This window comes from Streptomyces sp. NPDC040410 (assembly GCF_055595715.1).
In genome coordinates, this window is record NZ_JBVIVK010000004.1 from 215455 (window position 1) to 240890 (window position 25436).

Here is a 25436-nt window from a genome sequence, read left to right on the forward strand (position 1 = left end):
CACCGGATTGGCGGGGCTCTTCGTCAGATGAAGTGGGTTTCGTGTTTGAAGCGCTGGAGGTCCTTCAGGGTGTCCAGCTCGCCCTTTGTGCCGGTGCGGGTGAACCAGGTGTTGGCGGCTCGGGCGAGGCTGTAGGCGTCGGCCAGGTTGTCGTCGGCGTAGGTGACGCCCCACTTCTTGTAGACCGCCAGCAGCATCTCGGCCTTGGCTGCGGTCCCTTTGCCGGTGGTGTACTTCTTGAGCTTGGTCGGGGCGACGATCAGGGGGTAGCAGGCCGGTTTGTTCAGGCAGTCGAGGAGTGCGAGCTTCACTGCTCCCCCGAGTTCGCCGGCCAGCTCCCGTCCGAACTTGGCGCCGGCCGCGTAGCCCTCCATGGCGACGATGCTGATCGGACCGAGCGCTGCCTCGACGTCGCGGACGTTGAGTCCGATGCGCACCTGGACGGCGTCCAAGCGGTCGGCCTGGGTGCTGTACTTCTCGGCGGGGAAGGCGAAGAGGTAGTCGCGACGGATCTGTGCCTCGCTGTGGTAGGCCACCATCGCCAGCCCGGAGTAGGACTGGTCGATGCCGAGGCAGACGGTCACGGCTCCACCCCGAAGATGTCGTGCATGAAGAGCCCCACCATGTCGGGCAGGTCTTCCAGCTCGTCTTCGTTGAAGAACCCGAAGTCGAAGTCGAGGCGGCCGAGCTGGTTCTCGGAGGTGTGGCTGTTGAGCGGGCCGATGCCGGGGCGGGATACCCAGATGCTGTAGTGGTCCAGGCCGGCCACGGCCTCCAGCTCGTTCTTGTGTCGGACGTCGGTGTAGACGACGCGCGGGTGGCCTTCGGCCTTCTTGAGCGCGGCCCGTATCCAGGCGTCATCCCCGATGTTCTGGCGTACGCCTTCGCCGAGGCGCTGCATCAGCCGGCGGACCTCCGGGTACTCGCGCTTGGCGACGTCCCAGCCGACGTCCTTGAGGACCCAGGCGAGGTTGACCGCGCCGTAGGGCGTGGGAACGAGGGGGTTCATCTCCTCCAGCAGGTCGCGTACGGCGTCACCGAAGGCGATGCGGGTGTAGCCGTAGCGCTCGACGAGGACGTTGGCTACGGAGTCCTTGCCGGCGTAGGCGTATCCGCCGAGCGCGAGGACTTCGGGCAGCGGGCTCATGCGGCGAGGTCTCCAGGGGTGCTCGGGGTGGGGATGCGCGTCGAGGGGAACTCCGTGTGGGTCCAGCACTTGGGGCAGACGGCGACGACCACGTAGGCGTCGGGCTCGGCCGGGCGGAAGAACATCGGCCTGGCGGTCTGGCTGTAGGTGACGGTGACCGGCACCCACCTGTGCTTGGAGAGGTCGGTGCAGGCGCTCGGCAGCCGGGAGACGTTGCCGTAGTGCGCGACGCTCATGGCCTGGAGTTCGTCCGGGTCGCACAGCCGGTACTTCTCGTCGTAGAAGCGGGACAGGCCGATGCGTGTGGTGGTGCCGCGGCGGTCCTGGGCGGCGCCGAACCCGAAGGTGTCGATCTGCTCCTGGACCTCGTAGGTGTTCTGCAAGACGGTGCAGAAGGCGAAGTTGGCCTTGACGTCGTCGATGCGGAGCTTGCGGCCGGCGCGGCGGGGGTCGTTGTCGGCCCAGATCTGGCCGGCCTCAACTCGCTGAGTCATGGATGATCTTTCTGAGTCGCCGGACCTCGTCCAGCAGGGCACGGATGTCGGTGGGGGCGTGGGCGAAGGCGTGGGCGGTGAGCCAGTAGAAGCCGTGGACCTCGGCGATGCGTCGGCCGTCACCGTCCACGACCCAGGCCATGGATCCCTCGTCGAGCCAGAACTCGTACGGGGCTGGTACGGCCTTCGCCCACCGCTCTTCGATCGCCCCGAGATCGGGGCCGTCCACTACTTGCAGGAGGGGTCGAGGACCGTCGCCACGCTGCCGTAGTCGCCGTCCTGGTGGTACAGCGTGGTGACGCGGACGCCAGTGCCGGCGAGGCACTTCGTGGCGCCGTTCCCGAAGCCGTCGGGCATCGTGAAGACGTCGGCGGGCCCGTTGTCGGTGTTGGCACGGGGTGCGTCGCGGAAGGGTTCGCTGTACTTCTCGCTGATACCGCAGCCAGCCAGGCCGCCGGCCAGGAGCGCGGCCAGTGTGATCAGAGCAGCCTTGCGCCGGTTGACGCCGCGGGTGCTGATGGTCTCAGTCATGCGAGTACTCCTCGACTTCGATCTTGTCCTTGTAGACCACGACCTGGCAGTGGTCGCCGAACAGGTCGAGGAGCACGTGGTCGCTCTTGCCGGACTGAATGGCCCCGTCCAGCGCGTTGGCGGCGTCGTAGAGCGCCCGGTGCTCGCCCTGGTAGTCCTCGTAGACCATCCGGCGGTTCTCGTCGTCCCAGTGGTAGGGCCGACCGCCCAGGGTGGGGTGGCGCTCGCTGCCGACGGCCAGGTCTTCCTCGACCATGTACGGGTCGTTCTCGACGAGGTACTCGTACTGCTCCAGGTCGTGCGTGGTCACTAGCCACACCTCGTGGGCCGAGAACTCACACGTGTCGCCGTCGTTGAAGTACGGGGTGTACTGACGCCAGCCGATGCAGTGGACATCAGGGTGGTCCAGGACGGGCTTGAGGATCTCCGCGAACTCCTCCTTGGTGATCTGGGGGACGCGGGTCGAGCCCTGGGCGATGTCACCGGTGATCGGGATGCCCAGGAAGTTACGGGTCTCGTCGGTCTTGGTGAGGATGTCGGTCACTGTGCGGCTGCTCCGAGGAGGTGGGAGAGAGGGAGTTCCTTGCGCTTGGCCCCGGACATCCACGGCGCGATGGCCATGCCGTCGATGTAGTCCTTGGGGCTGGGGAGCCAGCCGAGGTCCTCGATGATGTGGCGCTCGGCTATGAGGCGGACGGGGATCTCCTTGCGGCCGACCTTCAGCGTCTTGCCGAAAATCCGCTCGCAGAGGTAGACCCCGAGCGTGTGGTGGTACATGGCGCGGTGGCGGACATCGCCGATGACCTGCTTGGAGCTGTCGATGAACTCGCTGATGGGCAGGTAGTCGTCCGGGCTTCCGCCCCACTTCCTGGAGGCCGACCGGGCGTGGTACCAGGAGTTCACAGGGACTTCTCCTCGTGCCGGCGGGGGCGCAGGAGCCAGGCGAGGAGGACCAGGGGCCAGACGGCGCTCGCGACGACGACGAACATGCCGGCGATGACGAACTCGTCGGTGTCGCTGTGGTCGTCGATGTCCATGGCCTGGGCGATCGGCCGGCGCAGCACGATGGCGGCGATGACGACCGTAACCAGGTAGGCCAGGGGTGCGTAAACGGAGAGGTAGTAGCCGGTCACGCCACCAGCCCCTTGGGGAGGTCGTCGTTCTCCAGCAGGGCCTTGTAGCACTGGTTGGCCTCGACGCTGTAGATGACGATGCCTTCCGCCTTGGCCCCCGCTTCGGCGACGGAGCCGAGCGTGCGCAGCAGGCGCATGGAGTCGCGGATGGCCTCGTTGAGGAGGTGACCGCGGACGCGAGCGAGTTCGGGGACGACGGTCAGTTCAGCCGGCGAGCCGTCGGGCAGGCCCTGGCCGGTGGTGCCCCAGCGGGTGGTGTTGAAAAGGGCCCACTTGCGGCCGGTCATGCCGTATCCGTGCTGGATGCCGCGGCCGTACCACTCGCCGAAGTGCGTGCCTTCACCGAGGTTGGCCAGGGCGTTGGCGTTCTCGGCGACCCAGGCGGCGAAGCCGAAGTTGTCCTGGGCCGTGGTGCCGTCGAGCTTCTGCCGGTTGGGGGCGATCCATCGCTTCCTGCTGCCGGCGCGCAGGACGTACAGGCCCTCTTCCTTGGACACGACGTTGTAGCCGTGCTCGTTGAGGTATCGGGCGGGGTCCTCGTCCTCCGTCAGGCGCTTGATGGCGACCTGGCTGTTGGTTCCGTCGATCTTCTCCGTCAGGACGAACTCTCGGTTGAAGCGCGGGATCTTCGGCCACGGGCGGAAGTCGGTGACGTCGGTCAAGTGGGTGCTCCGGGTGGTGATGTCAGAGGTAGTCGAATGCGTTGGCGTAGTCGTCGTCCCAGTCGGGGGCCGCGCAGACTTCGCAGACGGTGTGGCCGTCGACCTGGCCCGCGTACTCGTCGGCTTCGATGTGCCGGCCGCAGGCGCATCGGGTGGCGTGCGGGGCGGGGCTGAGGGTCACTTGCTGCTCAGCCGGTCCAGGAGGCTGGAGTACATCTCGGAGACCTGGGCGAGGCGGGCCTGGGCGTCGCGCAGCTCGTTCTTGTGCCGGCCGGCTTCCTGGATGAGTACCTGGTTGCGGTTGCGGGCGTCGTCGCGCTCCTGCTGGGCCGCGGCCAGGTCGCTGTTGGCGGTCTTGAGCTGCTCTTGGAGGGCGGCGTCCGGCGTCTTGCCGAGGGACTTGCCCAGCTCCTCGTGGAGGGTGGTGACCTCCTGGCGGGTGAGGGTGAGGACGGGCTCGTGGATGAAGCTCGGGGAGCTGTAGTCGACGATGCGTCGGTTGGTGTTGAGGCTGCCCTGGTGGATGGCGGCACCGCTGCTGGGGTCGACCTTGGCGAAGTGGATGTTGTAGACCCGGCTGCGGACGTCCGGGGCGACGCGGGCCTTGGTGGGGAGCATGTCGAGGATCGGTTCGAAGAGGCCGGCCATGTGTTGCCTTTCGTGGAGGTCAGACCTTGCGGTTGTCGGTGAGCCAGGCGCCCGTGTCGTCGATGACGTAGTCGGCGAAGAGGGCGGGGACTTCGGTGGCCATCAGCTCGCCGATCTGGTTGGCGACCAGGCGCACCTCTTCCTCTGCGGCTTCGTCGGTGCGGGTCTCGACGACGTGGCGGAGGGTGCGGATGTTGGCCGACCAGACCAGGACCGTGGCGACGCCCTCCGGAGCGAAGCGCCGCATGAAGCTGGTCTTGGCTTTCTTCTCGTGGAAGGGCACCCCGGCGACGTCGAGCTGGAAGTGGTCCGCCATCCACGTCTGGAAGTCCTCCAGCGCGGTGAGGAGCTGCTGCCCGCGGCTGATCAGCTCCGGGTCGTTCTGTGCCCACTCGGGGTACCAGAACGGCAGGTCCGTCAGGCGTACGTACCGCAGTGACTCCTGCGAGATCGCGACGCCCTGCCGGTGGCGCACCCATTCGTGGGTGAAGACTCGCGAGACGTTCTGGAGGATGAACGTGTACTGGGCGTGCTCCAGGACGCTGCCGTGACGGTGCTCCACGATGTTGCCGAGGTATGCCTCGGGGTCGGTGCGGACGCGGGTCACGTTGGGGTTCAGGCCGGCTGCGAAAGAGCGGTAGCAGGTGCGGCCGGCTACCTCGATGAGGTCCTCGGCGTCGTTGTAGTCGGTGCGCTGGGCTGACCAGTCCTGGCCGCCGATCTCCGCCAGGTAGCGGTTCAGCTCCTCGCGGTCGAGATTCGGCCGGCTGATGATGCGCACGGTGGGAGTGACGGGGATGGGCACGGGTTGTTGCTCCGGGGTCAGGTGGCGAGGCAGCGGAACTGGTTCTGGAAGCCGGCGAGCTTGATCTGCGTGTACCTGCGCGTGTTCTTCGCGAAGTTGTAGGAGATGCAGTTCGCGTAGCCCCCGAAGTTCGGGGTGACGGACTGGATGTAGACGACGCGCTCGCCTTTGGACTGCTTGTCGAGCCAGAGTTGGCCCTGGTCAACGGGCTGCATGCTTCGGGCCTTTCTTCGGGTTCTCGACGATCTCGGCGGCGATGCTGAAGCCGAACGCGGCGGCGGTGACGAAGGCGAAGAGGAGCGGCGTCCAGGTGATGGCGCCGACGGTGACGAGCGCGAGGATGGCTCCGGCGCCGGCCGCGCACCCGTTGGCGATGACCGTCAGCACGGTGGCGAGCAGCCGGCGGAGGTTCAGGCGGCCCATCGTGTTGCCCTGCTTTCTCGGTCGCTCCGGCCGATGCGCCGGGTGAGTTCTCGGGATACGACGGCGGCCTTTCGGTCGGCGCCGCTGTAGATGGCCTCGGTGAGCTTTCGGACCGCGTAGGTCTGGCGGTACTCGTCATCCGCTTCGAGGACGTCCTCGTCGGAGGCGGCTGCGGCCTTCTGGGCTGTCACGGACTTCTCGTGCTTGGCCTTGACTGCGGCCATCGCCCTGCACCGCTCCAGGTGGGCTTCAGCGGCCTTCTCGTCGACCGCGGCTGCCGCTAGCTGTGTTCCGGCGTACTCGGCCCACCTCGTCAGCTCGACGAACAGCTCCATCAGCTTGTCGTCGTTCAGCTCCGTGAGGTTCGCCGGCAGATCCGGCATGTCGTCCTCGGGCCTGCTCCGCATCTTCAGCCCGCGGCGGCCGAGATTCTGCGTCGTCCTCGTCGAGAGCTTGTCGTCGTCCTCGTCGAGGGGCTTCCTCGCCATCGCTGCTCTCCTGGTAGGGCTTGCACTGCTTGCAGACGTCGCCGTTGACGCAGTCGGGGGCGTCCTTCTTGGCTTCGATCCGCTCCTTGATGTCGAGTGCCGTTTCGAGGAGCGGGTCGACGATGTCGGGGTTGAAGCGGACGACGAACTGGCGCACGTCCTGGTTGAATTTCGACTCGTAGACGAAGGTCATCCGGTCGACGTCGAGGCCCCGGTTCCTGGCCATCCAGAGGTAGATCTGCCCCTGGCGGATGTGGCTGGGGAAGGGGACCTTGATGCTGGACCACATGGCCGGCAGGTCGACCATGTCGCGGCCGTCGGGGAGCTTGACCTTGTACTTGGCGAGCCGCTCGGGCTCCTCGTAGCGGACCGTCCCCTCGCCCACGGTCTTGATCTCCAGCAGGCTCCGGGCCGGGGTGAGCATGCCGTCGCTGTGGCCGGCGATCAGGTGGGTGCCCTCGGCGGACAGAGGTACCTCGGCGTACTCCAGGGCCTTGCTCTTGCAGTCCGGTGTGGGGCAGTTCTTGGGGCTGCGGTCCCACCAGGTGACCCAGCAGTGAAGGCACTTGAACGTGCCCTCCAGCCAGCCGATGTCCCAGGCCCGGTTCTGCCACTTGCGGTGCGACTCGTGTCCGGTGTCGAAGATGTTGAGGCTCTGGAAGCCGAAGGACTGCTTGTGGTGGATGCCGGTCGAGATCCGCAGGAACGTGGCCTTGGGGCACCAGTCGGACTTGGCCATCTCCGAGGGGTGGATGATGTCCTGCCGGCGGGAGTTGTCGGCCTTGTTCTTCTCGACGATGTGGGTGCGGACGGTGCCGAGGAAGTTCTCTTCGCCGGCTCCCCGCTTCTCGGCGAGGAAATCGGAGAGGTTGGTGGGTATCGGGGCCCGGCGCTTTACGGCTCGGGGAGCCTTTCGCTTGGGGGCTGCCATGGCCACGTCTCCGGTTTCTTCTGGTTGCGGTACTTCTTGCGGAGCTTGGCTCGGTCGTTGGGGAGCATTCCGCCCCAGACGCCGTACCGTTCGCAGTTCTTCATGGCCCAGTCCAGGCAGCGCTGGCGCATCGGGCAGATGTTGCCGTCGGTGTCCCCGTTACAGATGGCGGCGGCTTCCCGGAGGTCGTCGAACCACGGGTCGTTGTCGCGCGAGGGGGTCTGGAACTTGCGGCACTTCGCCTCGTATTCGGGGTCGTCGCCGCCGGTCCAGTCGGGGGCCGAGCATCGGGAGAACAGTGCCACTAGGTCTCCAGGATGGTGTCGAAGGTTTCCTGGGAGAGCACCATCCAGTTCCTCCCTCCCATCTCGATGACGAAGACCATTTCTCTCCCGGAGAGCAGTGCGTGTTGTTCAGCGAGTTTGAGGTCGTCGAGCTTGAGCGTGTACTGGCGCTTCTCGGTGGTCTTGGCTTCGAACGAGAACGTGTCGTTGCGGACGTCGTTCTTGTGAATCCAGCCGTTTCCCGAGCCGGGGCTGACCTTGCCGTCGTATTTGGTCGCCAGTCCCTTTTCCTGCTTCTGGGATCTTTTAAGGCCCCGGTTCGTCACCTGTGAGCCTCTTTCGGATCATGTCGAGGAGCTGGTCGATCTCGTCGGACTTGCGCCGCAGATAGCGGCTGGCCCGCCAGGACACGAAGAGGATGTAGACCGCTTCGGCGAAGGCGAGAGCGGCGAGGCCGGCGATCACGCTGCGGACTCCAGCTCTTCAGGAGTGAAGGCGGCGTGCAGGACGGCTGCGGCGACATCGTCCTGGAGGTCGAGTTCGCCTCGCAGGGCGTCGATGATCGCGTCCTTGGTGTCCCAGGTGCGGTCGGCGAAGTCGAAGTACCTGCCGCGGCGCCGGATGACGTCGTAGTAGACGCCCCAGGTCATGAGGTCGCGTACGACGTCCCAGGAGCCGGCGGAGATGCCGCGCGAGGGCGAGTCCGTCCAGTAGAAGTGCGTCTCAGCCGTCTTCTGCGGGCCGGCGGCCTTGTGCTTGACGGTCTTGAGCTTCATCGCCTGGCCGACGCGGGCCTTTCCCTTGCCGGGGATCGGCTCGTCGAGGAACTCCGCGCGGGAGACTTCGAGCCGCGTCCAGTACGCGAAGTTCTTGCCGATGCCACCGGGCGTGGTCTTGGGGGTGCCCTGCGGGGAGAAGCCGCCGACCTTCTCTCGCCACTGGTTGATGACGATGCCCATGAAGGCACGTTCGTCGGTGAGGTGGCTCCGCTTGGACGCCTTGCCGGCCTTCCGCCAGAACTTGTTGCTGACCTTGGCGCCGGCCGAAACGGTCAGCTCGTCCATGGCCTTGGCGTCCTCTTCCGAGGGGATCAGGGCCGGGTAGGAGTCGAGGACGATGGCGTCGACCGAGCGGGAGGCGGCGAATTCGAGCATGACCTCGTACGCCTCTTCCATGGCCCGGATCTCCGCGACCATGACCTGGTCGGTGTTGACGCCGAGCTGCTGGGCCCACTCCCTGTCGTAGTCCTCGGCCGCGATCCACAGGGTGCTGAACTCGGGGTTCTTGGCCTGCTGGTGGGCGATGGTCTTGTGCACGACGGTGGTCTTGCCGGACGACTCGAAGCCGATGATCTCGGTCCACTTGTTCGCCGGGAACCCGCCCCCGAGGATGATGTCGAGCGGCAGGCAGCCGGAGGCGAACGGCGGCATCTGCCGCATCTGAGAGGCCATGATCATGGTCTCGGGCCCGTACTTCTTGTTGAGCTGGGCCATGAGTGCCAGTGCCTCGGCTGACGGCGCCACAGGGACCCCCCTTCTTGTTCCACAAGTTCGTCGAACTTGTTGCTCAAGTAGGAGATTAGGTGTCGACCCAGATCAGAGACAGGGAGTCGAGTTGGTCATGAGCATCACGGCTTGATCACAGCTCCGGGAACGCAAAAGCCCCCGGTCACCAGGGGGGTGATGACCGGGGGCTGGCCCCGTACCGCCGAGGGGGGGAACGGCGGCAGGGACGACTGTGTAGCTATACGACGGACGCGACCTCGGCGGCGAGTCGGTAGGTGACCATGCCGGTACCCAGATGCACCATGCACTTAACGAGGCCATCCTCGACGAGTCGTGCGAGAGTCTCACTCGTGAGCGCGTCATCCATCAGCTCTGCCACTGATGCCGGCACTCGAAGTCCCAGCCCACCGTCGATGTCCATGCTCGCTCCATGCCCCGCTGCGGACGTCGCAGACCGCACCCCGCCTACGGGGGGACCAGCCGGCGCACATCCCGACGGTCAACGTCCGTGTATCGAGCATGCGGGGCCCCCTGGCTGAATGTCAACTAAACTTTCCAAACACTGGACAACGTAAGGGAACGGGGTAGGTTGCGGTGATCCAAAAACTGGCTCTGGGTTACAACGGCGGACATGACCGGCCGCCGACCAGGGGGGAGACGACCACTTGAGCAGCAGATCCCTGGGCGCGAAGGTGTCCTGGCTGATGGCTCACACGCCCGACCCTGACGGGCGTCCGTGGAGCGACCGATCACTATCGGCCGCCACGAAGCGAGACGGAAGCAAGGGCCTGTCGCACACGACCGTCGGCAAGACCGCAGAGGGCGACAACGACAACCCACGCTTGGACACCTTGGAGGCTTTGGCCAGTGCTTTCGGCATTTCGCCCGGTTTCTTCTTTTCCATGTACGATGTGACAGATCTGCCTGCGGTTCGCATGTTCGGAGACCCCGACATCCGCGAAATGCTCAAGGACATGGAGCGCCTACCTGCGGAGGACCGTGCGGCCGTCATCGCCCACGTCAAGGCGAGGGTCGAGGCAGCAGGCAAGCCGGCGGAGGAGACCCCTCCCCTACCGACAGATGAATCCAGACGTCCTGGCAGGCGCCGCAGATCGGAGGCTGCCCGACGCGCTGCGCAGTCCCTGGAGCCCTAGTCCCGTGAAGTCCCTGTTCTACACAGCCGCACTGATCCTCGGAATCCTGGCGACACTCGAACTGCTCAGACGTGTGCGCAGCAAGGCGGACAGTCGCACGCACATGGTGGGTACCGGCCTAGCAGCCGCCGGCATGGCTCTGGCCACCGTAGCCATGGCGTTCGCGGACCCACTGATCGTCAAGCCGTTCTCGGCGGCCACAGTGGTCGGCCTGGCCACCTTCATATCCAGCACGGCTGTGGTCGCGTTCCTCGCCTGCGTCATGATCATGCTGGCCTGGTGGATCTTCCGTGGGCCCTCCTTCAGCGGCGCATTGGCGGCTACCTGTTCCGTTGCTTCAGCCACCCTTGCTTTCATGACCACGCTCTTCGCTCAGGGAGCGGACGCCAGCCGGTACGCAGGCACGAGCCTGGTGTTCCTCGTGCACGACGTCGCCATGGGGGGCCCTTTTTGCGACCGGCCGATCACCTACGCATACACCTACTTCGGCTACGTCGACCTCGCCTCCGTGGTCATCGCTGCCGGGTTCACGTTCCTCGCGCTGGGGGCCCGTGAGCTGGGTCTGCGGGTGCGCCTCGGGTTCTGGTCCGCAGCCAGCGCCGGCGGTTTCGGCATCATCTACGCGACCATGAGCCTGGTCGCCGTCGCTTCCGCTGCACACAACCACCTGGTTCTGCCGTTCCACGGCACGGAGACGGCCACCGTCTTCTCGGTGTGCGGCGCACTGGCCTTCGGCTGCGGGATCCTCATCCCTCACATGCCAGCCAGGAGCCAGCGAGCCTGCTGATTACCACCAGGCAGGACAGAGGGGCCACATCCGCATCGGGTGTGGCCCCTCTGTGTGACGGCGGTCAGGCGACCAGGTCGACGACCTCGCACGCGCCGGCCGTGCACGCCAGTTCCTGGCTGCCCGTCGTGGAGTCCTCGATCTCCCAGAAGGGCAGGTCCTCCCAGTGAATGTCCGCCGGCATGCGAGCCAGCAGCTCCTCGTACGCCTCGCGCGAGCACTCCTCATACGGGGCCTGCTGGTACGTGTGATCCGAGTGGGGCAGGAAGCTCACACCGCTGATCTCGTCCAGGTGGGCCCACACCCACTCCCCGACTTCGCCCCACTCCTCGTTGCGCACCGAGATGGTCACCGACGGCTTGTGGTCGCACCAGTGCCGCTGGACGTCGAGCCAGAGCTTGAGGTGGTCGACCGCGGTGATCTGGTCGCGGGTGATCGCGCCGGCCGGCGCCTTGATCGGGAAGGAGAAGACGTTGTTCGAGGGGCTCATGACGTCGTCCTCGCACGGCACGCCGTAGGTCTGCATGAGCTGGGACAGCGGGTCCTTCTTGTCGGCCCGGACGCGCCGGATGTAGTACTCGCTGTGCCAGGTGTGCAGGCCCGAGGAGACCCCGGTGAGCTGGGAGACGGTGCCGGAGGGCTTGACGCAGGTGATGGCGTGCGAGTGGTTGATGCCCAGCTCGTCGGCGTAGACGGCGTTCACCGCGGTCGCCAGTTCCCGCAGCTCGTCGAGCAGGTCGTTGCGCTTCTCAGCCGGCTGGGTGACGAGCAGGTCGGAGCCGAAGAACCCTGTGAGGGAGACGCCCAGGAGGCGCTCGCGCTCGGCGTTCTCGCGCCACTCGTCCCGGAGGAAGGGGTAGTCGGTCAGGGTGCTCTGCCAGGTTCCCAGGATTGTGGCCAGCTCGACCTTGCGGGCGAGCGTGTCCTCGGTGTCGTCCTCGCGGACCACGACCTCGCTCAGGTTGCAGAAGCTGAACGGACGCAAAATGATCTCGCTGCACGGGTTTGTCCCGTACACGACATCTGCGTCACGTCGTCCGTATTTGGCCGCCTGTCGCTGGGCGGCGCCGCGGTGGAAGATCCCTCGCTCACCGGAGCCCGACGCCACGAGGTTGGCCCACTCCATGTCGAACGCCTGGCGGTCCATGCCGTCGTGGTAGACGGCCGAGTTGTTGGCCAGCGCGCGGTAGGAGTGCTCGACCCACCACTCCCCCGACTTGGCCTCGGCCATCTCCTGGTCGGAGAGGTCGGACAGGGAGATCATCGCCGAGCGCCGGACACCGCCGACCACGATCACGGAGGCGATCTTGCACGCGAGGTCGTGCGCCTCGATCGGCCGGAGCCGCCGACCCTTCGCGCCGTGCAGGAGCTGGATGGCGAAGGTGAACAGGTCCTCCAGTGGCTCGGGGCCGCTGGCACGGCCGCCGAAGGTCCGGAGACGGGCGCCGGCCGGCCGTACGCGCGAGTAGTCGACGACCGGCACGTGGCCGTCGAGCCAGACCATGCGCAGCAGCTCGTCGAACGCCTCCGCCCAGCCCAGCTTGGAGTCCTCGACGACGAGCACGCGGCCTTCGGGGTCCGCGCGGATGTCGGCTGGCACGGGAGGGAGCTGGTCGACGTACTGCCGTTCCACGCTGTAGCCGACGCCTGTGCCGTTCATGAGGATGAAGAGCAGCTCGGAGAAGGCGCGCAGGTCCTGCAACGGGAGGTAGGAGCAGTTGAAGCCAGCGATGTTGGACAGCTCCAGCGCCTGGCCGGCCGTCATGACCGCGCGCATGCTTGGCATGATGTCGTGGTGGAGCACGGCGTGCCGCATCGCGTAGAGCAGGTCCTTGTCCGGGCGATGGTCGAACTTCTCCGCCAGGTGCTTGGTCATGAAGCTGAAGTACCGGTCGACGGTCTCCGCCCACGTTTCCCGTCGCTCGTCGAGTTCGAGGTAGCGCGCGTATCGGGACAGGGCGATGTAGTTCCGGTACGGGTCCTGGAGGGTTCCGTCCGGGTTGAGGATGGTGCTCAATTGCTCTCCGGTTATCCGAGGCGGCCGACGATCGTCATCGAGAATCCGCCTTGTTTGTTCGCCGCTGTCTGTCGCGCAGGGGTTGCCTTGCCCTCGGACTTGATGTTGAGCCCGGAGGTGCTGTGGAGCTTGGGGTAGCCGCATTCGTAGCAGCGCTTGCCGGCCCGAGGTTCTGTGGGGATGGCGAAGTAGTTGCTGCCGCCGCATTCCGGGCACATCTCGGAATTCCTGGCGTGCGTGGCCTGCCGTGGCGGCGGGGCCTGCTGCTCGTACTGAGGCTGATACTGCGGCGCCGGCTGCTGATGCATCGGTGCCGGCGGCTGGTAAGCGGGCGCAGGGGCGCCGAGGTGCTTGTTCCAGAAGTTGCTCACTACACCACTCCGCTTTGAATGAGGCCCTTGTCCTGGAGGTTGGAGATCACCGCGATGACGGAGGCGGTCAGAATGGCCTGATAGTCCGTGCGGAACGCCGAATACTCAGCCGGGTCGTCATCCAAATCAGAGGTGTCCAGGATACCCCCGAAAAGGATGTCGGTGATGAGTGCGCCGTACAGCGCCAGCAGCGGGAAGAGTGGCTCAACTGCCTCCAGCCGCTCAGCGGATTCGAGCTGCTCCATTTCGAGCACTTCCTCGCTGCGACCGACCTGTCCGCTCTTGACGAGCAGCTCGTTTTCTGCTCGGCCGGCGTTGAGGTCCTGCGCCAGTTCGGCCTTGAGGACCTCAAAGGGAATCGTTCTCAATTTCTCAATCCTTGGCGTCGGACCAGCGGTCGCAGACGGCCACGTCCGCGGTGAGGGGAACATTGATGAGGTGCTGGATTCCCTCGCCGATCATCGCCTCCTGGAGGATCTTGGAGCCGACGTCGACCTGGTCCTCCGGGCAGATGACGACGAGTTCGTCGTGGACGGTGAGGGAGAGCTTGATGCCGGTGTGGCCGCTCTCCTTGATCGACTTGTTGAGCCGGATCATGGCGAGCTTGATGAGGTCGGCCGAGGAGCCCTGGATGAGGGAGTTGACGGCACGGCGCTCGCCCTTGGAACGCAGCCAGCCCAGGTTGGAAACGATCTCTGGCAGCCGGCGCTTGCGGCCGAGCAGCGTGGTGAGGTCGTGGGTCTTGCGCTTGCGGACGGTCGCGACGACCGACTTCTTGAACTCGTAGATCTCCGGGAACTGCTGCTCGTGGACGGCCATGATGCGCTCGGCCTCGCGCACCGGGATGTTGGCCATGGCCGCGACGGTCTCGGGGCCGGCGCCGTACACGATCGCGAAGTTGAGGCCCTTGGCGACCTGGCGCATCTCCTTGGTGACGTCTTCCCAGGCGACGCCGTACACGAGGGCTGCGGTGGCCGTGTGGGCGTCCACGCCGGCCAGGAAGCCTTCGTAGAGGGCACCGCGGCCGAGGTAGTGCGCGAGGACGCGCAGCTCGATCTGGCCCCAGTCGGCGACCAGGAGCTTGTGTCCCTTGGGTGCGACGAACAGGCTGCGGACCTTGGTACCCAGCTCGGTGCCCGGCCTCGGCACGTTCTGGAGGTTCGGAGCCGAGCAGGAGAAGCGGCCGGTGCGGGCGCCGTACTGCTTGAAGATCGGGTGGATGCGCCCGTTGAAGATGCGTCGGGGCTGGTTGGCCTTGCCGAGGTAGCCGTAGACGTACGTGGAGAGGAGCTTGTCGACCTCTGCGTACTCCAGGAGGATCCGGCAGACCTCGTTCTCTGGGTACGTCTCCAGCGTCTCGGCGTCCGTGCTCCAGTCCCGGAAGCCGGGCTTCTCGCCGTTACGCTTCTTGGCCTTACCGCCGTCGGTGAGCTTGATCGGCTTGAGGCCCTGGCCGCCCTTGGACTTGGGCCCGAAAAGGATGTCCTGGCGCTGGGGCGGGGAGCCGACGTTGAAGACCTTGCCGGCGGCCCGGAAGAGCCGGGTCTTGATCTCCTCCAGCTTGATGACGAGTTCGTGCTCCAGCTCCAGGAGCCGGTCCTCGTCGATGTGGGCACCCGTGGGGTGCATGTCGAGCAGGACCTCGGTGACGCCGAGTTCGAGCGCCATGATGCGGGAGAGGTCCTGCTCGACCAGGTCGCCGCACATGGCCCGCCACAGCAGCCAGGTGTATTTGGCGTCGAGGTAGGCGTAGCGGGCGACCGTGCCGAAGCCGTACTTCTCGACTTCCTTGCCCACGTTCTCGGTGTCGTACTTGTGCTTGTAGCGCTTCTCGACGAGGGACTTCAGGCCGTTGAGGCGGTTCTCATCGAGCAGCCAACTCCCCACGAGGGTGCATCCGTAGGGCTTGGGCGGGATCCTGCCCCCGTAGTACTTCGCGAGGGAGCCGAGGTCGAAGGTGGCGCTGTGGGCGACCTTGCGCCGGCTGGAGAAGATCAGGGGCTCCAGCGCCTTGAAGACCTGGCTCGGGCGGAGCTGCTTGGGCGGAGCGCTCCACACGGCGGGGACGGTCTCCCGCTCCCCCGTCGTCTTGTTCTTGCGCCAGGTCGCCTTCGAGATCAGGTGGTCGCCGTTGGGGTGACCCATCGGGATGACGACCGCACGGCCGTGGGTGGCCAGGGCTATCCACAGGATCTCGTTGGCGACCGGCACGCCACGGTGCTCACCGACGGTCTCGATGTCGATGACGAACTCGTCGAACCGCTCGAAGTACGCGACGGCCTCTTCGAGGTCTGCCATCGTGAGGATGACGTCACGCACGTCTCGTGGTCCTTCCGGTTCAGGCTGCGAGTTGGAGTGGGTCGGTGAGCAGAAGCTCGATGAGGATCAGTCGGTAGGCCGTGTACGCCTGCTGGGGCACCACGCCGTTGCCGATCTTGTGGAGCTGCTGTGAGCGGCTGATGCCGGGCACCGAGGTGATGCGCTCGGGGACGCCCATGAGCCACTCGGCGAAGGCCGACGTCAGGCGGCGTCCGCCTCGGGTCCCAATTTCGGTCGGGTACGGCGCGGGGACTCCGATGACGGTTTCCCAACGGCGGATGGCTGGTGCGTACTCTCCCCACCACTCGGGAGGAGAGTGACGACGGTGCGCAGGTTCATCCCCCCAGTCGAGCTGGGGGCGTGTCCCGCTCCGCCCATGCCGTCGCGGGCTGTCGGCGTCGGCAGCAGGTGCCTCACCGCATCCGTCAGTGTCGGGCGCGCACGCGTTTCCGTGTACGGACTCCCGTCCGCGCTCCAGCTCGCCGACGATCGGGAATCGGCTGCCAGCGGGGTCGGCAGAAGGTGCGTCACCGCTCCCGGCAACGAGGTGTAGTTTCCGCTGCTGTCGCGCTGGTTCGGTCCGCCCTTGGGACCGTCGCTGGCCCGAGGTGTCGGAAGGAGCGGCAGCGGCTCCGCCGGCAGCAGCAGCGCTACCTCGCTCAGCGGTCGGCTCATCTTCCCGTGCGGCGCCCCCGTTCCCGCCTTCCAGTCCCGCGCGAGCGGGGTCGGCAGGAGCGGCATGTCCTTCTGGGCCGCCGTGCTCCTCGGCCGCGGTGGTGGGGGCTCCTCGCCCGTCATCCGGACCACCACCCCCGGCAAGTAGTACGAGCCGTGGCTGTTCCTGCGGTGCACTGCCTCCGGCAGGTCCGACGCCTTCGGTGTCGGGAACAGAGGGGAAGGCGACGCAGAACCATCGGTCACGTCGGTGTGCGGCTCCAACCTCGGAAGCTCGTAGGCACGTCCACCGCGCGTCATACCCGATCTCGGCCAGGTCCCCGAGTACTCGGTCGAGTCCTCGCCGGGAGATGGCGGCGACGTTCTCCAGGAAGAGGAGTCGCGGTCGAATTGTGCGAACGGCTGCGGCGACGTTGTACCAGACTCGCGACTTCTCGCCATCGATGCCCTTCCTGTGGCCGGCGTTGCTGATGTCGGTGCACGGAAAACCGGCACAGATGACGTCGACCTGGCCGATGAGTTCGGTCCAGTCGATGCTTGTGATGTCCCCCAAGTTCGGGACGTCGGGATAGTGGTGCGCGAGGATCTTCGAGGCGTACGGGTCGATCTCAGCTACGTAGGCGACGTCTTCGCCCGTGAGTTCCTTGACCGCGATTTCCAGGCCGCCGAAACCCGCGCACAGGCCGAGTATCGGCATGCGTGTTCCTTAGAGAGCGGGGTGGCCGCTCCCCACCCGGAGGAGAGGGGGTACAGGTGGGGAGCGGCCGGTCGGGTGGTCTAGTCGTCGTCCTCGTCGTCGTCCACGCCGTTGAGGACCTTCTGTACGGCGGCCTCCAGCTCGGCGCGGGTGCAGTGGCGCTCCCAGGCATCCGAGTACAGGGACTTGGACAGGCGCTCGTGGTCGTCGTCGCTCAGCTCGTTGGCGTCCCAGTCCGACTCGACGTCGCGGGCCTTGACTGCCTCGACGTGGTACTCGGTCTTGGTGCCCTTGCCGGTCTTGTGGACGGCGATGTAGAGCTGCGGCGAGGTGAGGTCGCCGACGTGCTCCTTGCCGACCTTCTTGGGGTCCTTGGCGATGGCCTGGAGGGTGCGGGCGGCGCGGATGCCGACCTCCCACACCTTGTGGACCCACCTCTCGTCGTCCTCGTCCCACAGGCCGACGTTGAAGACGGCGACCTTGCGGCCGTAGTGGTCGAGGTCGTCGCACAGCGGGCAGTCGTCGGCCGGCGCGAGCCCGCGGAAGGACCGCTTGCCGCTGGTGATCTCCCGGACGTAGTGGTACTCGTAGGAGTCGAAGGGGGCCGGCTCCAGGAGGCGGATGAGCTGGGGATCCTTGGTGATCTCCAGGCGCATCTCGTTCTTGGCCTCGTAGTTCTGGCCGCCGCTGCCGGCTACGTCGTCGAAAGCGTCCCATCCGGCCGAGGCTGACTGCTTGCGGGCGGAGTTGGTGCGCTGGCGTCCCTTGCTCGGTGCGGCGTCGTCGTCGTCCTCGTCGAACGCGTCGCGGCCCTGAGCCTGTCGACCGCGGCGCGTCTTGGGGGCGTCGTCCTCACCGAGCGAGCTTCGCCGGCTGCGGCCGGCTCGCCTGGTGTCGGGTGCGTCTTCCTCGAAGATGTCGTCGAGATTGCCTCGGGCCATAGATCAGTCCTCGTCGTTGATGGCGGGGTGCTCGTGCACGAAGGAGTTGTCCTCGGTGGTCAGGTCGGCCGCCATCTTTCGCTCACGCGCGAGAAGGTCGTCGATGGCGTCGTCGAGGACTCGCGGATCGGTGGCTCGGACGCGCGCCGTTACCTTGATCTGCTCGTAGGAGCCCAGGTTGAAGGTCTCCTGGACTTCCTTCTCGTAGAACTCCACGACCGGCTTCACGCCGCCGCCTCCCTCTGCCTGAGCTGTTCGAATGCTTCCTTGACCCGCTCGGTGAAGCGGGTGTCGGTGATGCGGATGCCTCGGGGGTCGCCGTCGAAGAGCCCTTCCTCTTCCGCGATGCGGACGATGGCTTCGATCTGCTCGCGGGTGTAGAGGCGGCGGTTTCCGTTCGCGGTCTTGCCGCTGATGACGAAGGTGGCCCTCGGGATGACCCCGCTCGACTCCCACTTCCGCATGGTCACGGCGTCGCGGCGCAGAGCCTTGGCGAGGTCTCCGATGCCGAAGAATTCGCGGTACCCGCCGGCATACGGCTTGACCTGCGGCTTGGCGTCCCATCGGTCCGGGCTGTCGTACTGGGCCTGCTCCGCTGTCTGCGGGTCGACCTGCGAGCGCACCGGCCGGCGGGAGATGCGGCGGGTGGAGCCGGGGTAGAACTGCGTGGGCGGTTGGCCGGCGATCGTGGCGAACTCGCGGTCCCAGTCCTTCATGCTGCCACCCGCTTGAACCGGAAGCCCTCCGTCTCCGGGAAGATCCGGTCCAGGTGGTCTTCCGTCAGCAGCCCTTCCTGGTAGAGGACGTACGCCTCCTGGGGGTCGAACTGCCGGACCTGCGGGAAGAGCCGGTCGTAGATGACGGCGTCCTGGCCCTGCTCTGCGGCCTCGGTGTCGAGGTCGTGGGCGATGGCCTCGGCTTCGTCCTCGTCGGTCCCCTGGGTGGTGTACCGCTCCAACTTCATGCCCTTGTAGGACTTCTCGCCGAGGCGCAGCGGTCGAGGCAGCTCGATGATGTAGCTGCCCTTCTCGTCCTGGACCCCGAACGCCCGCAAGTCGTCGGACATGTCGTCGCGCAGCTTGTTCAGCAGGGTGGTCTGGGTGTCGACGCGGTCCTTGATCAGGAACCACTGAGCGGCCTTGCGTTCGAATGCGGATTCCGGCGTGTTCGCGGTCAGTACGGACCCTGCCGGGGCGTCAGAGAATTCCACGCCGTCTCCTCAAGTACGAGTAGGTGAGCAGTCGCCAGGGCGGCTGACTGCGCGGTACAAGCCGACCGCCGCAGATCGGGGGCTCGCCCTGGCGACTGATCACAGACTAACACCCTTGTTGCTCAAGTTGAACAACAACTTGAGCAACAAGTTCGGGAGACGGCAGTGAGCCCCAGCCAGCGCAGGCCGGCCGGGGCTCACGGGGTCGGGTCAGGCGTTCAGCGCCTCCTCCATGCCCAGGATCTGCTCGTCAACGTTCGAGGAGTTCTCCTTGGCCTGCCCCCACAGCTTCTCGATCTTGGCGAACTCCTCCCGCATGATCTGCCGGCAGCGCTCGACGGTCGGGGCCTCCGCCCCCATCTGCGCGACCAGTTCCTTGTGCCAGGCGGCAGCCGGGTGGTCGTCGTAGGTCTTGCCGTTGTTGAGCCAGGTCCAGATGAACTCGCGAGCGGTCGGCCGCAGCTTGGACTGGCGACGGCCGCGCGGCTTCGGCTGGTCACCCTGCTCCAGGTCCCTGGCCCACGCCTCGGCGAGCAGCTCCTCGAACTTGCGGTGCAGGTCCTCCACCTCACTGCGCAGCTCCTCCTGGGCACCAGCCTCGGTGACAGCCGGCTCAGCAGTCTGGGCGTCGGTGTACTCGGTGCGCGCGAAGTGCACCTGCCTCATCAGCCACGGCCCGATCTCGCCCCAGATCAGCAGGAGGGTGGGCATCACCATGTCGAAGAGGCCCTCACCGATGGCACCGCGCATGAAGGCGTCGGCGCAGTTGAGGCCGTAGGTCATGACGCCCATGAGGCCGAGCCAGATGCGGGGTCGCCGGAGTTCGGCGTCGCTCCAGCCACGCAGACCGAGGTACTGCTGGCCGACCATGAGGCCGAGGTAGGAGAGGCTGACCGCGGGGGCGACGAGGGCCTGGACGTGCTCGGGGACGCCGAGCCGCGCCGCGAGTGCCCAGACGTTGCCGAAGTCGAAGAGGAAGGCCAGGAGGATGGCCGCGACGGTCATCGTCATGACGAAGTACACGGTGAAGCGCTCGCCGGGTACGCGCTCAGGCTTCTTGGCCTCCGGCTTCGGCCGGCGTCGCTTAGGGTTCTGCATGGGAGTCACGGCTCCTGTCTCCGACGGCTCTGGGTGCGCGCCCAGGGCCGTCTTTTCGTGTGTGAGTACATGTCGTCTGGGACTGAAATACTTTCAGACCTTCCAGACCTTACAGAACTGCCAGGCCGGTACGCTACCGACATGGCGAAGATCGAGACCGTTGGTGTGCAGCAGGCGCGCGACAAGCTGCGGGACCACATCGACGCTGCGGTGGAAGACGACCAGATCACGGTCATCACCAGGCATGGGAAGCAAGTGGCAGTGCTGGTGCCGGCCGAGTGGTACCAACGGGCTCAGGCTGCGCTGGATGCTCAGGCGGCCAGCGGGAGCTGACGCAGGGAGCGCTCCAGGTTCTCGCGCAACGTCTCCACGTCGTTGACCACCCGGCCGTCGTCGTCGGCTCCACGGCCGTCGAGGATGGCCGAGGTGGTGCGTGTCTTGAACTGGCGGCGCTGGCTGCGCCGTTCCTCGACCGTGCCGGCCGCCATGAGGTCGATGACCTGGACGGTGTCGTGCTGGCTGGAGGCGCGGACGTGCCGGGTGTCCTGCTGGTCCTGGGCGCCGGCGCTGTCCCTCTGGTCGAAGTTGATGAGGATGCGGGCTTCCGGTAGGTCGAGGCCGTAGCCGCCGGCACCGGAAGCCAGGAAGAGCCGCACGTCCTTCTCGTAGGAGAAGAGTGCCTTGGCTTCCGCCTTCTGGAGTGCGCTGTGGTCTCCGGTGAACGAGACCGAACGGTACTGGGGCATGGCCTCGGCGATGAGCCGGAGGACGCCCTTGAAGAACGAGAAGACCACGACCTTCAGGGCGGGGTCCCGCATCAATTCCTTCCGGAGAAGCCGGCTGAGTTCCTCCAGCTTGGGCGAGTGGTCCAGGCCGTCGAGGATCCCCGACTCCGTGAGCGTCAGGCAGTACTTGCTGCCGCCCTTGCCGGCCAGGTAGCGCTCGGCCGAGTCCCTGATGAGTGCGGGGTGGTCGACGAGCATGTGCACGGCCAGCAGCCGGCCCATCACACGTCCCTGCGCGGTGTCCTCGGTGGGTTTGGCCTTGCCCGAGTAGAGCGCGGCCAGGTCGATGCTTCCGGAGCCGTGGCCGGCCGCCTTGGACAGCTCGAACAACGTGTCCTTGGCGATGCGGCGGTAGACCTTGGCGGTGGCCTGGTCGAGGTCGACGAGGACGCTGCTGCGCTCCACCCGCGGCATGTACTTGGCCACCTCGGGATCCTCGCGGGTCTTCCTGACCATGGCGGTCGAGACCTTCTGGTGCAGAAGGGGAAGGTTCTTGTAGGCCACGGGGAAGCCGGTCCTTCCCTTCCCCTTGCTGCGGACGATGAAGGCAGGGTCGAAGTACTCCCAGGGCCCCAGGACTTCCGGGTCGACCCACTGGAACACGGAGAACAGCTCTTCCGGGTTCCCGTTGTCCATGACGGTTCCGGTCAGCCCGATGCGGTGGTCGGCCTTGATCCGCTTGATCTTCCGGGTGCGCTCCGCGTTGAAGGTCTTGATCAGGGACGCCTCGTCGGCGACCACGATGCCGGGCTTGATCTTCCGGACGTCGGTCCAGTCGTGGACCAGGTTCTCGTAGGCGGTGATGATGTAGTCCGGCTGCTGTTCCTGGATGTAGGCGAACTGCTTCCGCTTCTGCTGCGGTGTTCCGTCGATGACGGTGCAGTGGTGGTCGGCCGGCACGACGATGTGGGCCTTGCCGACCTTGCGCTGCTTGGTGTCGACGTCGGTGAACTGGGCGATCCTCTCCGCCCACTGCCACTTCAGCGCGGCTGGCACGACGATCATGCACGTGATGTGCTTGTCGGCGTCCATGAGCATCTCGGCGGCGGCGATGGCCATGACGGTCTTGCCGGTGCCCATGCCGTAGGCGGCGAGCATGGAGCCGCGGTCGACGATGCGGTCGACGTCGTCGGCCTGGTAGGGGTGCAGGACTCCGGTGAACATCAGCGGCTCCCGAAGGCGGCCAGCCGGCGCATCATCGGGTGGTAGGCGCCCTCGTACGCGGCCCGGTTCTGCTCGGGTGTCATCTCGCCGGGGTCCTTCACGTCCAGGTCGCCGTAGTCGAAGTAGCGGACGAGCAATCCGGTGCCGTGGAAGTGGTCGAAGACCTTGCGCCGCTCGCGCTTGCCGTCGTGGTCGTTGTCGTGGGCGTCGACCAGCCGGCTGAGACGCCCGCCGATGATGTAGAGCTGCTTGGGCGTGAGGATGGCGCCGTAGCTCGCGAGTCCGCCGGCTATGCCGGCCGTCCACAGAACGGCGGTGTCGATGGGCGACTCGACGAGCACGCCTTCCTCGCCGTCCAGGGCCTGGAGACCGAAGAGGGAGTCGCCCTTCTGCATGCCTTCCGGGACGTTGAGGAAGTGGCCCTTGCCTTTCTCCTGCCAGCCCAGGAGCTTCCCCTTCTCGTCGCGGACGGGGAAGATCCAGTACTTCCGCTTCGGGTCCCAGAGGATCTCGAAGCGGAGCGCCGCCTCGGCGGTGATGCCCTTGGAGGCGAGGGCCTTGGCCGGCGGCTCGGTGAACAGGGCGAGGTGCGCCTCGGTGACCTCTTCCGTCTCCCGCTTCTTGGCGTACGTCTCACCGGCCAAGAGGCGAACGGCTCGGTCGATGACGCCCTGGTCGCTCACCCACTGGACGGCGTCGTCTTCTCCCTCACCGCGGATCTCCTCGGCGAGCCGGACGAAGGGTCCCTTGAATGCGCAGGAGAAGCAGAGGAAGACTCCGGTGTCCTTGTGCACGTAGCAGGAAGGGTTGCGGTCTTCCTTCCCCTTCCGCCGCAGGTGTGCGGGGCAGGGGATGCGCCAGTTCTCGGAGTCTTCCCCCACGATCTCGATGCCCAGCTTGCCGAGCGCTGAGAGGACGTCGCCGGGGATGGGCGCGTCGAAGAGGTCTTGGTTACCAACCCGCGTACGCCGGGACATCGTCGTCCGCCTCCTCACCGAAGGGGTCGCCCTGCTGCTCGATCAGGGATCCGGACTCCCAGTCGAGCTTGACGAACCACTCGTCCTTGGGGACGTTGCGGCCGGCCAGGACCTTGAGCTTGTAGAACATGGGGTCGTCGGTCTGCTCGACACCGAGCGCGAGGGTGGCGTCCTGAGCGAAGGCGGAGGTGTAGCCCATGGAGCCGGAGTTGAGGCCGTTGGAGCCGAGCTTGCTGCGCAGGGCCTGCGTGGTGACGACGAACGGGAGGCCGTTGCGGGCGGCCATGCGCTTGATGCCGCGGCTGATGTTGGTCATAGCCAGCGGGGTCTGCTGCTCGCCGGAGACGGAGTCCACGAAGAAGTACGCGCCGTCGATGATCACTGCGTCCGGCTTGTACTCGTCGATCTTGGCCTGGACGTTGTCGAGGGTCATCCGGGCGGAGGGGTCCTCGGCGATGATGTAGTCGCCCATCCCCTCCAGCTTCCGCATGGCCTTCTCCAGCCGCTTCCACTCCAGTTCGTTGAGTTCGCCGGCTCGGAGCTTGCGCTGGCTGATGCCGGCCAGGAAGGCGTCCAGGCGTTCGGAGATCTCCATGGCGCTCATCTCGAAGGAGAAGAGCAGCGGGCGTGCGCCGACGGCGTGCATGGCTCGGGTGATGGCCAGAAGGGTTGTGGTCTTGTTGGACTTCTCCAGTCCGGTGAGGGTGACCATCTGGCCGGCCTGGAGGCCGAGGGTGAGTCGGTCGAGGGAGGGGAAGCCGGTCGGAAGACCTATCAGTTCCCCTTCCTCCCGCTCGGCATACGAGCGGTAGGTGGCGAGGCGGTCGTCGACCGTGCGGGCCCAGTTGAAGTCGTTGCCGACGGGGGTGTCTTCGGCGACCTTGCTGATGAGGGCGCGAACGATGTCGAGGGCGTGGTCGGTGTCGCCCTGGGACACGAGCGCCTCAACGGCGGCGTTGAGGCCGCGCTCGGTCAGTGCGGTGCGGCGCCGGTCGCGGATCCGGTCGATGAGGTACTCGATCGGCTCGTCGACCTCGGTGACCTCGAACGTCGGGTGGTCGGCGCGCACCGCGTCGAGGGTGGGTGCCGTGCCGTACTCGGCGTTGTAGGCGATCATGTCCTCGAACACGCGCCGGACGTCGCCGTTGGTGATGTGCCTGGGCTTGATCTTGGCGTTGAGGACCGAGGTGATGTCCCCGGTGGCGATGACCTTGCACAGGAGCTTGTGCTCGTGCGACAGGACCGCGGTCACTGGCTTCCCCCCTTCAGGGCCTTGATGATGGTGTTGATCAGGACCGTCTTGCCGGTGCGCCGGGGCCACTCGACGTGGAGCTGGAGGGTGGACCAGTCGGGCTCGACGCCGTCGAGGCGCATCTGCGCGAGGATGACCGCGAGTCCGGAGCGCTTGATGTGGCGGATCTGGTGGCGGGGCATCCATGCCGGAAGTTCGAAGCTGTGCTCGTAGAGGTGGGCGCCGCCGCATGTGTCAGCCACGGCGGTGGTCCCTTCCGGCCATCGGGACGACCTCGCACGCCTCGGTGAGGAAGGACTGCATGGACGCGTTGTAGACCTTGTCCCAGTCGCCGGGCTTGTTGTTGCTGGTCAGGATGGTGGGGCGGCCGTTGCGGTGCCGGCCGCGGATGAGCGCGTCGAAGACGTCGGCTGCGAAGCCGCTGGCGGTGTGGTGCTCCTTGCCCATGTCGTCGAGGACGACCAAGGCACAGGTCAGCACCTTGTCCAGGAGCTTCTGGAGTGCCAGGAACTTCTCGCGGGCGTACTCGTCCCCGGTGGCCTGGTAGAGGTCCCGCATGTTGCGGTGGTCGATCAGGGCCTGGACGTAGTCCGCGAAGGGGACGAAGAACACGACGGCGCCGTAGGTGCGCCGGATGGTGGTGAGGAGCGCCGAGGCGGTGGTGGTCTTGCCGGTGCCGGCGTTGCCGAAGAGCAGCAGGCCCTTGCCGACGAGGCTGCGGTCCTCGGGGAGCTGCGCCATCGTCGAGTCCAGCGGGATGTAGCGCTGGTGCCAGGTGGTGATGAAGCGCTCGACGACGGCCTGGACGTCGGGGTGCATCTGGTCGATGGCGTCGACTCCGTGGCCCCAGTGCTTCACCGGGATGCGGGCGGTGCGCCAGACCAGGCTTTCGTCCCTGGTCTGCTCGGCGGTCTGCACGGTCCTCCTCCTTGCGGTTG

General features: G+C 66.4%; 40 protein-coding genes and 1 pseudogene. 4 read left to right on the top strand and 37 right to left on the bottom strand.

The features are described from left to right. Positions 1 to 23 precede the first annotated feature (23 nt). The 21 genes from ACZ562_RS10705 to ACZ562_RS10805 all read right to left on the bottom strand — a co-directional run bounded on the left by ACZ562_RS10705 (position 24) and on the right by ACZ562_RS10805 (position 9472). The gene (locus ACZ562_RS10705; RefSeq protein ID WP_471176136.1) at positions 24 to 584 is read right to left on the bottom strand and encodes a hypothetical protein; all 561 of its coding nucleotides are present in this window, start codon (positions 582 to 584) and stop codon (positions 24 to 26) included. After that, positions 581 to 1147, bottom strand: coding sequence for a deoxynucleotide monophosphate kinase family protein (locus ACZ562_RS10710; RefSeq protein WP_471176138.1), 567 nt, complete (start codon positions 1145 to 1147; stop codon positions 581 to 583). Before ACZ562_RS10710 ends, ACZ562_RS10705 begins: the two co-directional genes overlap by 4 nt. Next, on the bottom strand, positions 1144 to 1641 hold the full coding sequence (locus ACZ562_RS10715) for a hypothetical protein (RefSeq protein WP_471176140.1): 498 nt from the start codon (positions 1639 to 1641) through the stop codon (positions 1144 to 1146). Before ACZ562_RS10715 ends, ACZ562_RS10710 begins: the two co-directional genes overlap by 4 nt. Beyond that, positions 1625 to 1870 carry a hypothetical protein gene (locus ACZ562_RS10720; RefSeq protein ID WP_471176142.1) on the bottom strand — a complete coding sequence of 82 codons (246 nt, stop codon included), beginning with the start codon at positions 1868 to 1870 and terminating at the stop codon, positions 1625 to 1627. The genes ACZ562_RS10715 and ACZ562_RS10720 overlap by 17 nt, the downstream gene beginning before the upstream one ends. Then, positions 1870 to 2172, bottom strand: a complete 303-nt coding sequence (locus tag ACZ562_RS10725; RefSeq protein WP_471176144.1) for a hypothetical protein — start codon at positions 2170 to 2172, stop codon at positions 1870 to 1872. Before ACZ562_RS10725 ends, ACZ562_RS10720 begins: the two co-directional genes overlap by 1 nt. Further along, positions 2165 to 2716 carry a hypothetical protein gene (locus ACZ562_RS10730; RefSeq protein WP_471176147.1) on the bottom strand — a complete coding sequence of 184 codons (552 nt, stop codon included), beginning with the start codon at positions 2714 to 2716 and terminating at the stop codon, positions 2165 to 2167. The genes ACZ562_RS10725 and ACZ562_RS10730 overlap by 8 nt, the downstream gene beginning before the upstream one ends. Beyond that, positions 2713 to 3075, bottom strand: coding sequence for a DUF6915 family protein (locus tag ACZ562_RS10735; protein ID WP_471176149.1), 363 nt, complete (start codon positions 3073 to 3075; stop codon positions 2713 to 2715). The genes ACZ562_RS10730 and ACZ562_RS10735 overlap by 4 nt, the downstream gene beginning before the upstream one ends. Continuing rightward, positions 3072 to 3305, bottom strand: coding sequence for a hypothetical protein (locus ACZ562_RS10740; RefSeq protein ID WP_471176152.1), 234 nt, complete (start codon positions 3303 to 3305; stop codon positions 3072 to 3074). Before ACZ562_RS10740 ends, ACZ562_RS10735 begins: the two co-directional genes overlap by 4 nt. Further along, positions 3302 to 3967: an RNA ligase family protein gene (locus tag ACZ562_RS10745; protein WP_471176155.1), complete on the bottom strand. Its 666-nt coding sequence runs from the start codon at positions 3965 to 3967 to the stop codon at positions 3302 to 3304. Before ACZ562_RS10745 ends, ACZ562_RS10740 begins: the two co-directional genes overlap by 4 nt. A gap of 22 nt (positions 3968 to 3989) precedes the next feature. Continuing rightward, positions 3990 to 4148 carry a hypothetical protein gene (locus ACZ562_RS10750; RefSeq protein ID WP_471176157.1) on the bottom strand — a complete coding sequence of 53 codons (159 nt, stop codon included), beginning with the start codon at positions 4146 to 4148 and terminating at the stop codon, positions 3990 to 3992. Continuing rightward, complete coding sequence (locus ACZ562_RS10755; protein ID WP_471176159.1) at positions 4145 to 4615, bottom strand: hypothetical protein; 471 nt, start codon at positions 4613 to 4615, stop codon at positions 4145 to 4147. The genes ACZ562_RS10750 and ACZ562_RS10755 overlap by 4 nt, the downstream gene beginning before the upstream one ends. Before the next feature lie 19 nt (positions 4616 to 4634). Continuing rightward, positions 4635 to 5420, bottom strand: a complete 786-nt coding sequence (thyX, locus tag ACZ562_RS10760) for an FAD-dependent thymidylate synthase (RefSeq protein WP_471176162.1) — start codon at positions 5418 to 5420, stop codon at positions 4635 to 4637. Between the two features lie 17 nt (positions 5421 to 5437). Continuing rightward, on the bottom strand, positions 5438 to 5635 hold the full coding sequence (locus ACZ562_RS10765) for a hypothetical protein (protein WP_471176165.1): 198 nt from the start codon (positions 5633 to 5635) through the stop codon (positions 5438 to 5440). Next, complete coding sequence (locus ACZ562_RS10770) at positions 5622 to 5843, bottom strand: hypothetical protein (protein ID WP_471176168.1); 222 nt, start codon at positions 5841 to 5843, stop codon at positions 5622 to 5624. The genes ACZ562_RS10765 and ACZ562_RS10770 overlap by 14 nt, the downstream gene beginning before the upstream one ends. Further along, a complete protein-coding gene (locus ACZ562_RS10775) occupies positions 5831 to 6067 on the bottom strand; it encodes a hypothetical protein (RefSeq protein ID WP_471176170.1) in 237 nt (78 codons plus the stop codon). Before ACZ562_RS10775 ends, ACZ562_RS10770 begins: the two co-directional genes overlap by 13 nt. A gap of 25 nt (positions 6068 to 6092) precedes the next feature. Beyond that, positions 6093 to 7262, bottom strand: coding sequence for a PD-(D/E)XK nuclease family protein (locus ACZ562_RS10780; protein ID WP_471176173.1), 1170 nt, complete (start codon positions 7260 to 7262; stop codon positions 6093 to 6095). After that, positions 7226 to 7567, bottom strand: a complete 342-nt coding sequence (locus ACZ562_RS10785; protein WP_471176175.1) for a WhiB family transcriptional regulator — start codon at positions 7565 to 7567, stop codon at positions 7226 to 7228. The genes ACZ562_RS10780 and ACZ562_RS10785 overlap by 37 nt, the downstream gene beginning before the upstream one ends. After that, complete coding sequence (locus ACZ562_RS10790; RefSeq protein WP_471176178.1) at positions 7567 to 7872, bottom strand: hypothetical protein; 306 nt, start codon at positions 7870 to 7872, stop codon at positions 7567 to 7569. The genes ACZ562_RS10785 and ACZ562_RS10790 overlap by 1 nt, the downstream gene beginning before the upstream one ends. Further along, a complete protein-coding gene (locus tag ACZ562_RS10795; protein ID WP_471176180.1) occupies positions 7853 to 8011 on the bottom strand; it encodes a hypothetical protein in 159 nt (52 codons plus the stop codon). Before ACZ562_RS10795 ends, ACZ562_RS10790 begins: the two co-directional genes overlap by 20 nt. Then, positions 8008 to 9069 carry a P-loop NTPase family protein gene (locus ACZ562_RS10800; RefSeq protein WP_471176183.1) on the bottom strand — a complete coding sequence of 354 codons (1062 nt, stop codon included), beginning with the start codon at positions 9067 to 9069 and terminating at the stop codon, positions 8008 to 8010. Before ACZ562_RS10800 ends, ACZ562_RS10795 begins: the two co-directional genes overlap by 4 nt. A 220-nt stretch (positions 9070 to 9289) precedes the next feature. After that, positions 9290 to 9472 (bottom strand): hypothetical protein, encoded by a 183-nt coding sequence (locus ACZ562_RS10805; RefSeq protein ID WP_471176186.1) that lies wholly within the window; start codon positions 9470 to 9472, stop codon positions 9290 to 9292. A gap of 244 nt (positions 9473 to 9716) precedes the next feature. Here ACZ562_RS10805 and ACZ562_RS10810 point away from each other — a divergent pair, with 244 nt between their 5' ends. After that, positions 9717 to 10205, top strand: a complete 489-nt coding sequence (locus ACZ562_RS10810; protein WP_471176188.1) for a hypothetical protein — start codon at positions 9717 to 9719, stop codon at positions 10203 to 10205. Between the two features lie 4 nt (positions 10206 to 10209). Beyond that, entirely contained in the window at positions 10210 to 10992 is a 783-nt protein-coding gene (locus ACZ562_RS10815; RefSeq protein ID WP_471176191.1) for a hypothetical protein, read from the top strand. A 64-nt stretch (positions 10993 to 11056) separates the two neighbouring features. Here ACZ562_RS10815 and ACZ562_RS10820 read toward each other — a convergent pair whose 3' ends face one another. The 5 genes from ACZ562_RS10820 to ACZ562_RS10840 are packed head-to-tail and all read right to left on the bottom strand — an operon-like array spanning position 11057 to position 15877. Beyond that, positions 11057 to 13009, bottom strand: a complete 1953-nt coding sequence (locus ACZ562_RS10820) for a glycyl radical enzyme family protein (protein ID WP_471176194.1) — start codon at positions 13007 to 13009, stop codon at positions 11057 to 11059. 11 nt (positions 13010 to 13020) lie between these two features. Continuing rightward, positions 13021 to 13380 (bottom strand): hypothetical protein, encoded by a 360-nt coding sequence (locus tag ACZ562_RS10825; RefSeq protein WP_471176196.1) that lies wholly within the window; start codon positions 13378 to 13380, stop codon positions 13021 to 13023. Continuing rightward, the gene (locus ACZ562_RS10830; protein ID WP_471176199.1) at positions 13380 to 13748 is read right to left on the bottom strand and encodes a hypothetical protein; all 369 of its coding nucleotides are present in this window, start codon (positions 13746 to 13748) and stop codon (positions 13380 to 13382) included. The genes ACZ562_RS10825 and ACZ562_RS10830 overlap by 1 nt, the downstream gene beginning before the upstream one ends. Positions 13749 to 13752: 4 nt before the next feature. Next, positions 13753 to 15699, bottom strand: coding sequence for a DNA polymerase (locus tag ACZ562_RS10835; RefSeq protein ID WP_471176201.1), 1947 nt, complete (start codon positions 15697 to 15699; stop codon positions 13753 to 13755). A 19-nt stretch (positions 15700 to 15718) separates the two neighbouring features. Then, on the bottom strand, positions 15719 to 15877 hold the full coding sequence (locus ACZ562_RS10840; RefSeq protein ID WP_471176895.1) for a hypothetical protein: 159 nt from the start codon (positions 15875 to 15877) through the stop codon (positions 15719 to 15721). Positions 15878 to 16285: 408 nt separating this feature from the next. On the opposite strand from ACZ562_RS10840, the gene ACZ562_RS10845 reads away from it, so the two are divergent. Further along, entirely contained in the window at positions 16286 to 16522 is a 237-nt protein-coding gene (locus ACZ562_RS10845) for a hypothetical protein (RefSeq protein ID WP_471176898.1), read from the top strand. 81 nt (positions 16523 to 16603) lie between these two features. Here ACZ562_RS10845 and dcm read toward each other — a convergent pair. The 6 genes and pseudogenes from dcm to ACZ562_RS10875 form a co-directional block, all read right to left on the bottom strand. Next, positions 16604 to 17071, bottom strand: a pseudogene (gene dcm / locus ACZ562_RS10850) (DNA (cytosine-5-)-methyltransferase); the annotation flags it as partial. Between the two features lie 80 nt (positions 17072 to 17151). Next, positions 17152 to 18012, bottom strand: coding sequence for a hypothetical protein (locus tag ACZ562_RS10855; protein ID WP_471176204.1), 861 nt, complete (start codon positions 18010 to 18012; stop codon positions 17152 to 17154). 3 nt (positions 18013 to 18015) lie between these two features. Beyond that, the gene (locus tag ACZ562_RS10860) at positions 18016 to 18240 is read right to left on the bottom strand and encodes a hypothetical protein (protein ID WP_471176207.1); all 225 of its coding nucleotides are present in this window, start codon (positions 18238 to 18240) and stop codon (positions 18016 to 18018) included. Continuing rightward, positions 18237 to 18728, bottom strand: coding sequence for a MerR family transcriptional regulator (locus ACZ562_RS10865; protein WP_471176210.1), 492 nt, complete (start codon positions 18726 to 18728; stop codon positions 18237 to 18239). The genes ACZ562_RS10860 and ACZ562_RS10865 overlap by 4 nt, the downstream gene beginning before the upstream one ends. After that, complete coding sequence (locus ACZ562_RS10870; RefSeq protein WP_471176213.1) at positions 18725 to 19222, bottom strand: hypothetical protein; 498 nt, start codon at positions 19220 to 19222, stop codon at positions 18725 to 18727. Before ACZ562_RS10870 ends, ACZ562_RS10865 begins: the two co-directional genes overlap by 4 nt. A 210-nt stretch (positions 19223 to 19432) precedes the next feature. Then, the gene (locus tag ACZ562_RS10875) at positions 19433 to 20320 is read right to left on the bottom strand and encodes a hypothetical protein (protein ID WP_471176215.1); all 888 of its coding nucleotides are present in this window, start codon (positions 20318 to 20320) and stop codon (positions 19433 to 19435) included. Positions 20321 to 20461: 141 nt separating this feature from the next. On the opposite strand from ACZ562_RS10875, the gene ACZ562_RS10880 reads away from it, so the two are divergent. After that, a complete protein-coding gene (locus ACZ562_RS10880) occupies positions 20462 to 20653 on the top strand; it encodes a type II toxin-antitoxin system Phd/YefM family antitoxin (RefSeq protein ID WP_469059664.1) in 192 nt (63 codons plus the stop codon). Here ACZ562_RS10880 and ACZ562_RS10885 read toward each other — a convergent pair. The 5 genes from ACZ562_RS10885 to ACZ562_RS10905 are packed head-to-tail and all read right to left on the bottom strand — an operon-like array spanning position 20632 to position 25416. After that, on the bottom strand, positions 20632 to 22269 hold the full coding sequence (locus ACZ562_RS10885; RefSeq protein ID WP_471176219.1) for a DEAD/DEAH box helicase: 1638 nt from the start codon (positions 22267 to 22269) through the stop codon (positions 20632 to 20634). The two genes, ACZ562_RS10880 and ACZ562_RS10885, sit on opposite strands and share 22 nt — an antisense overlap. Next, positions 22269 to 23246, bottom strand: a complete 978-nt coding sequence (locus ACZ562_RS10890) for a toprim domain-containing protein (protein WP_471176221.1) — start codon at positions 23244 to 23246, stop codon at positions 22269 to 22271. The genes ACZ562_RS10885 and ACZ562_RS10890 overlap by 1 nt, the downstream gene beginning before the upstream one ends. Next, a complete protein-coding gene (locus tag ACZ562_RS10895) occupies positions 23221 to 24498 on the bottom strand; it encodes a DnaB-like helicase C-terminal domain-containing protein (RefSeq protein WP_471176224.1) in 1278 nt (425 codons plus the stop codon). The genes ACZ562_RS10890 and ACZ562_RS10895 overlap by 26 nt, the downstream gene beginning before the upstream one ends. Then, a complete protein-coding gene (locus ACZ562_RS10900) occupies positions 24495 to 24740 on the bottom strand; it encodes a hypothetical protein (protein WP_471176226.1) in 246 nt (81 codons plus the stop codon). The genes ACZ562_RS10895 and ACZ562_RS10900 overlap by 4 nt, the downstream gene beginning before the upstream one ends. Continuing rightward, positions 24733 to 25416, bottom strand: a complete 684-nt coding sequence (locus ACZ562_RS10905; protein ID WP_471176229.1) for an ATP-binding protein — start codon at positions 25414 to 25416, stop codon at positions 24733 to 24735. Before ACZ562_RS10905 ends, ACZ562_RS10900 begins: the two co-directional genes overlap by 8 nt. Between the last annotated feature and the right edge of the window lie 20 nt (positions 25417 to 25436).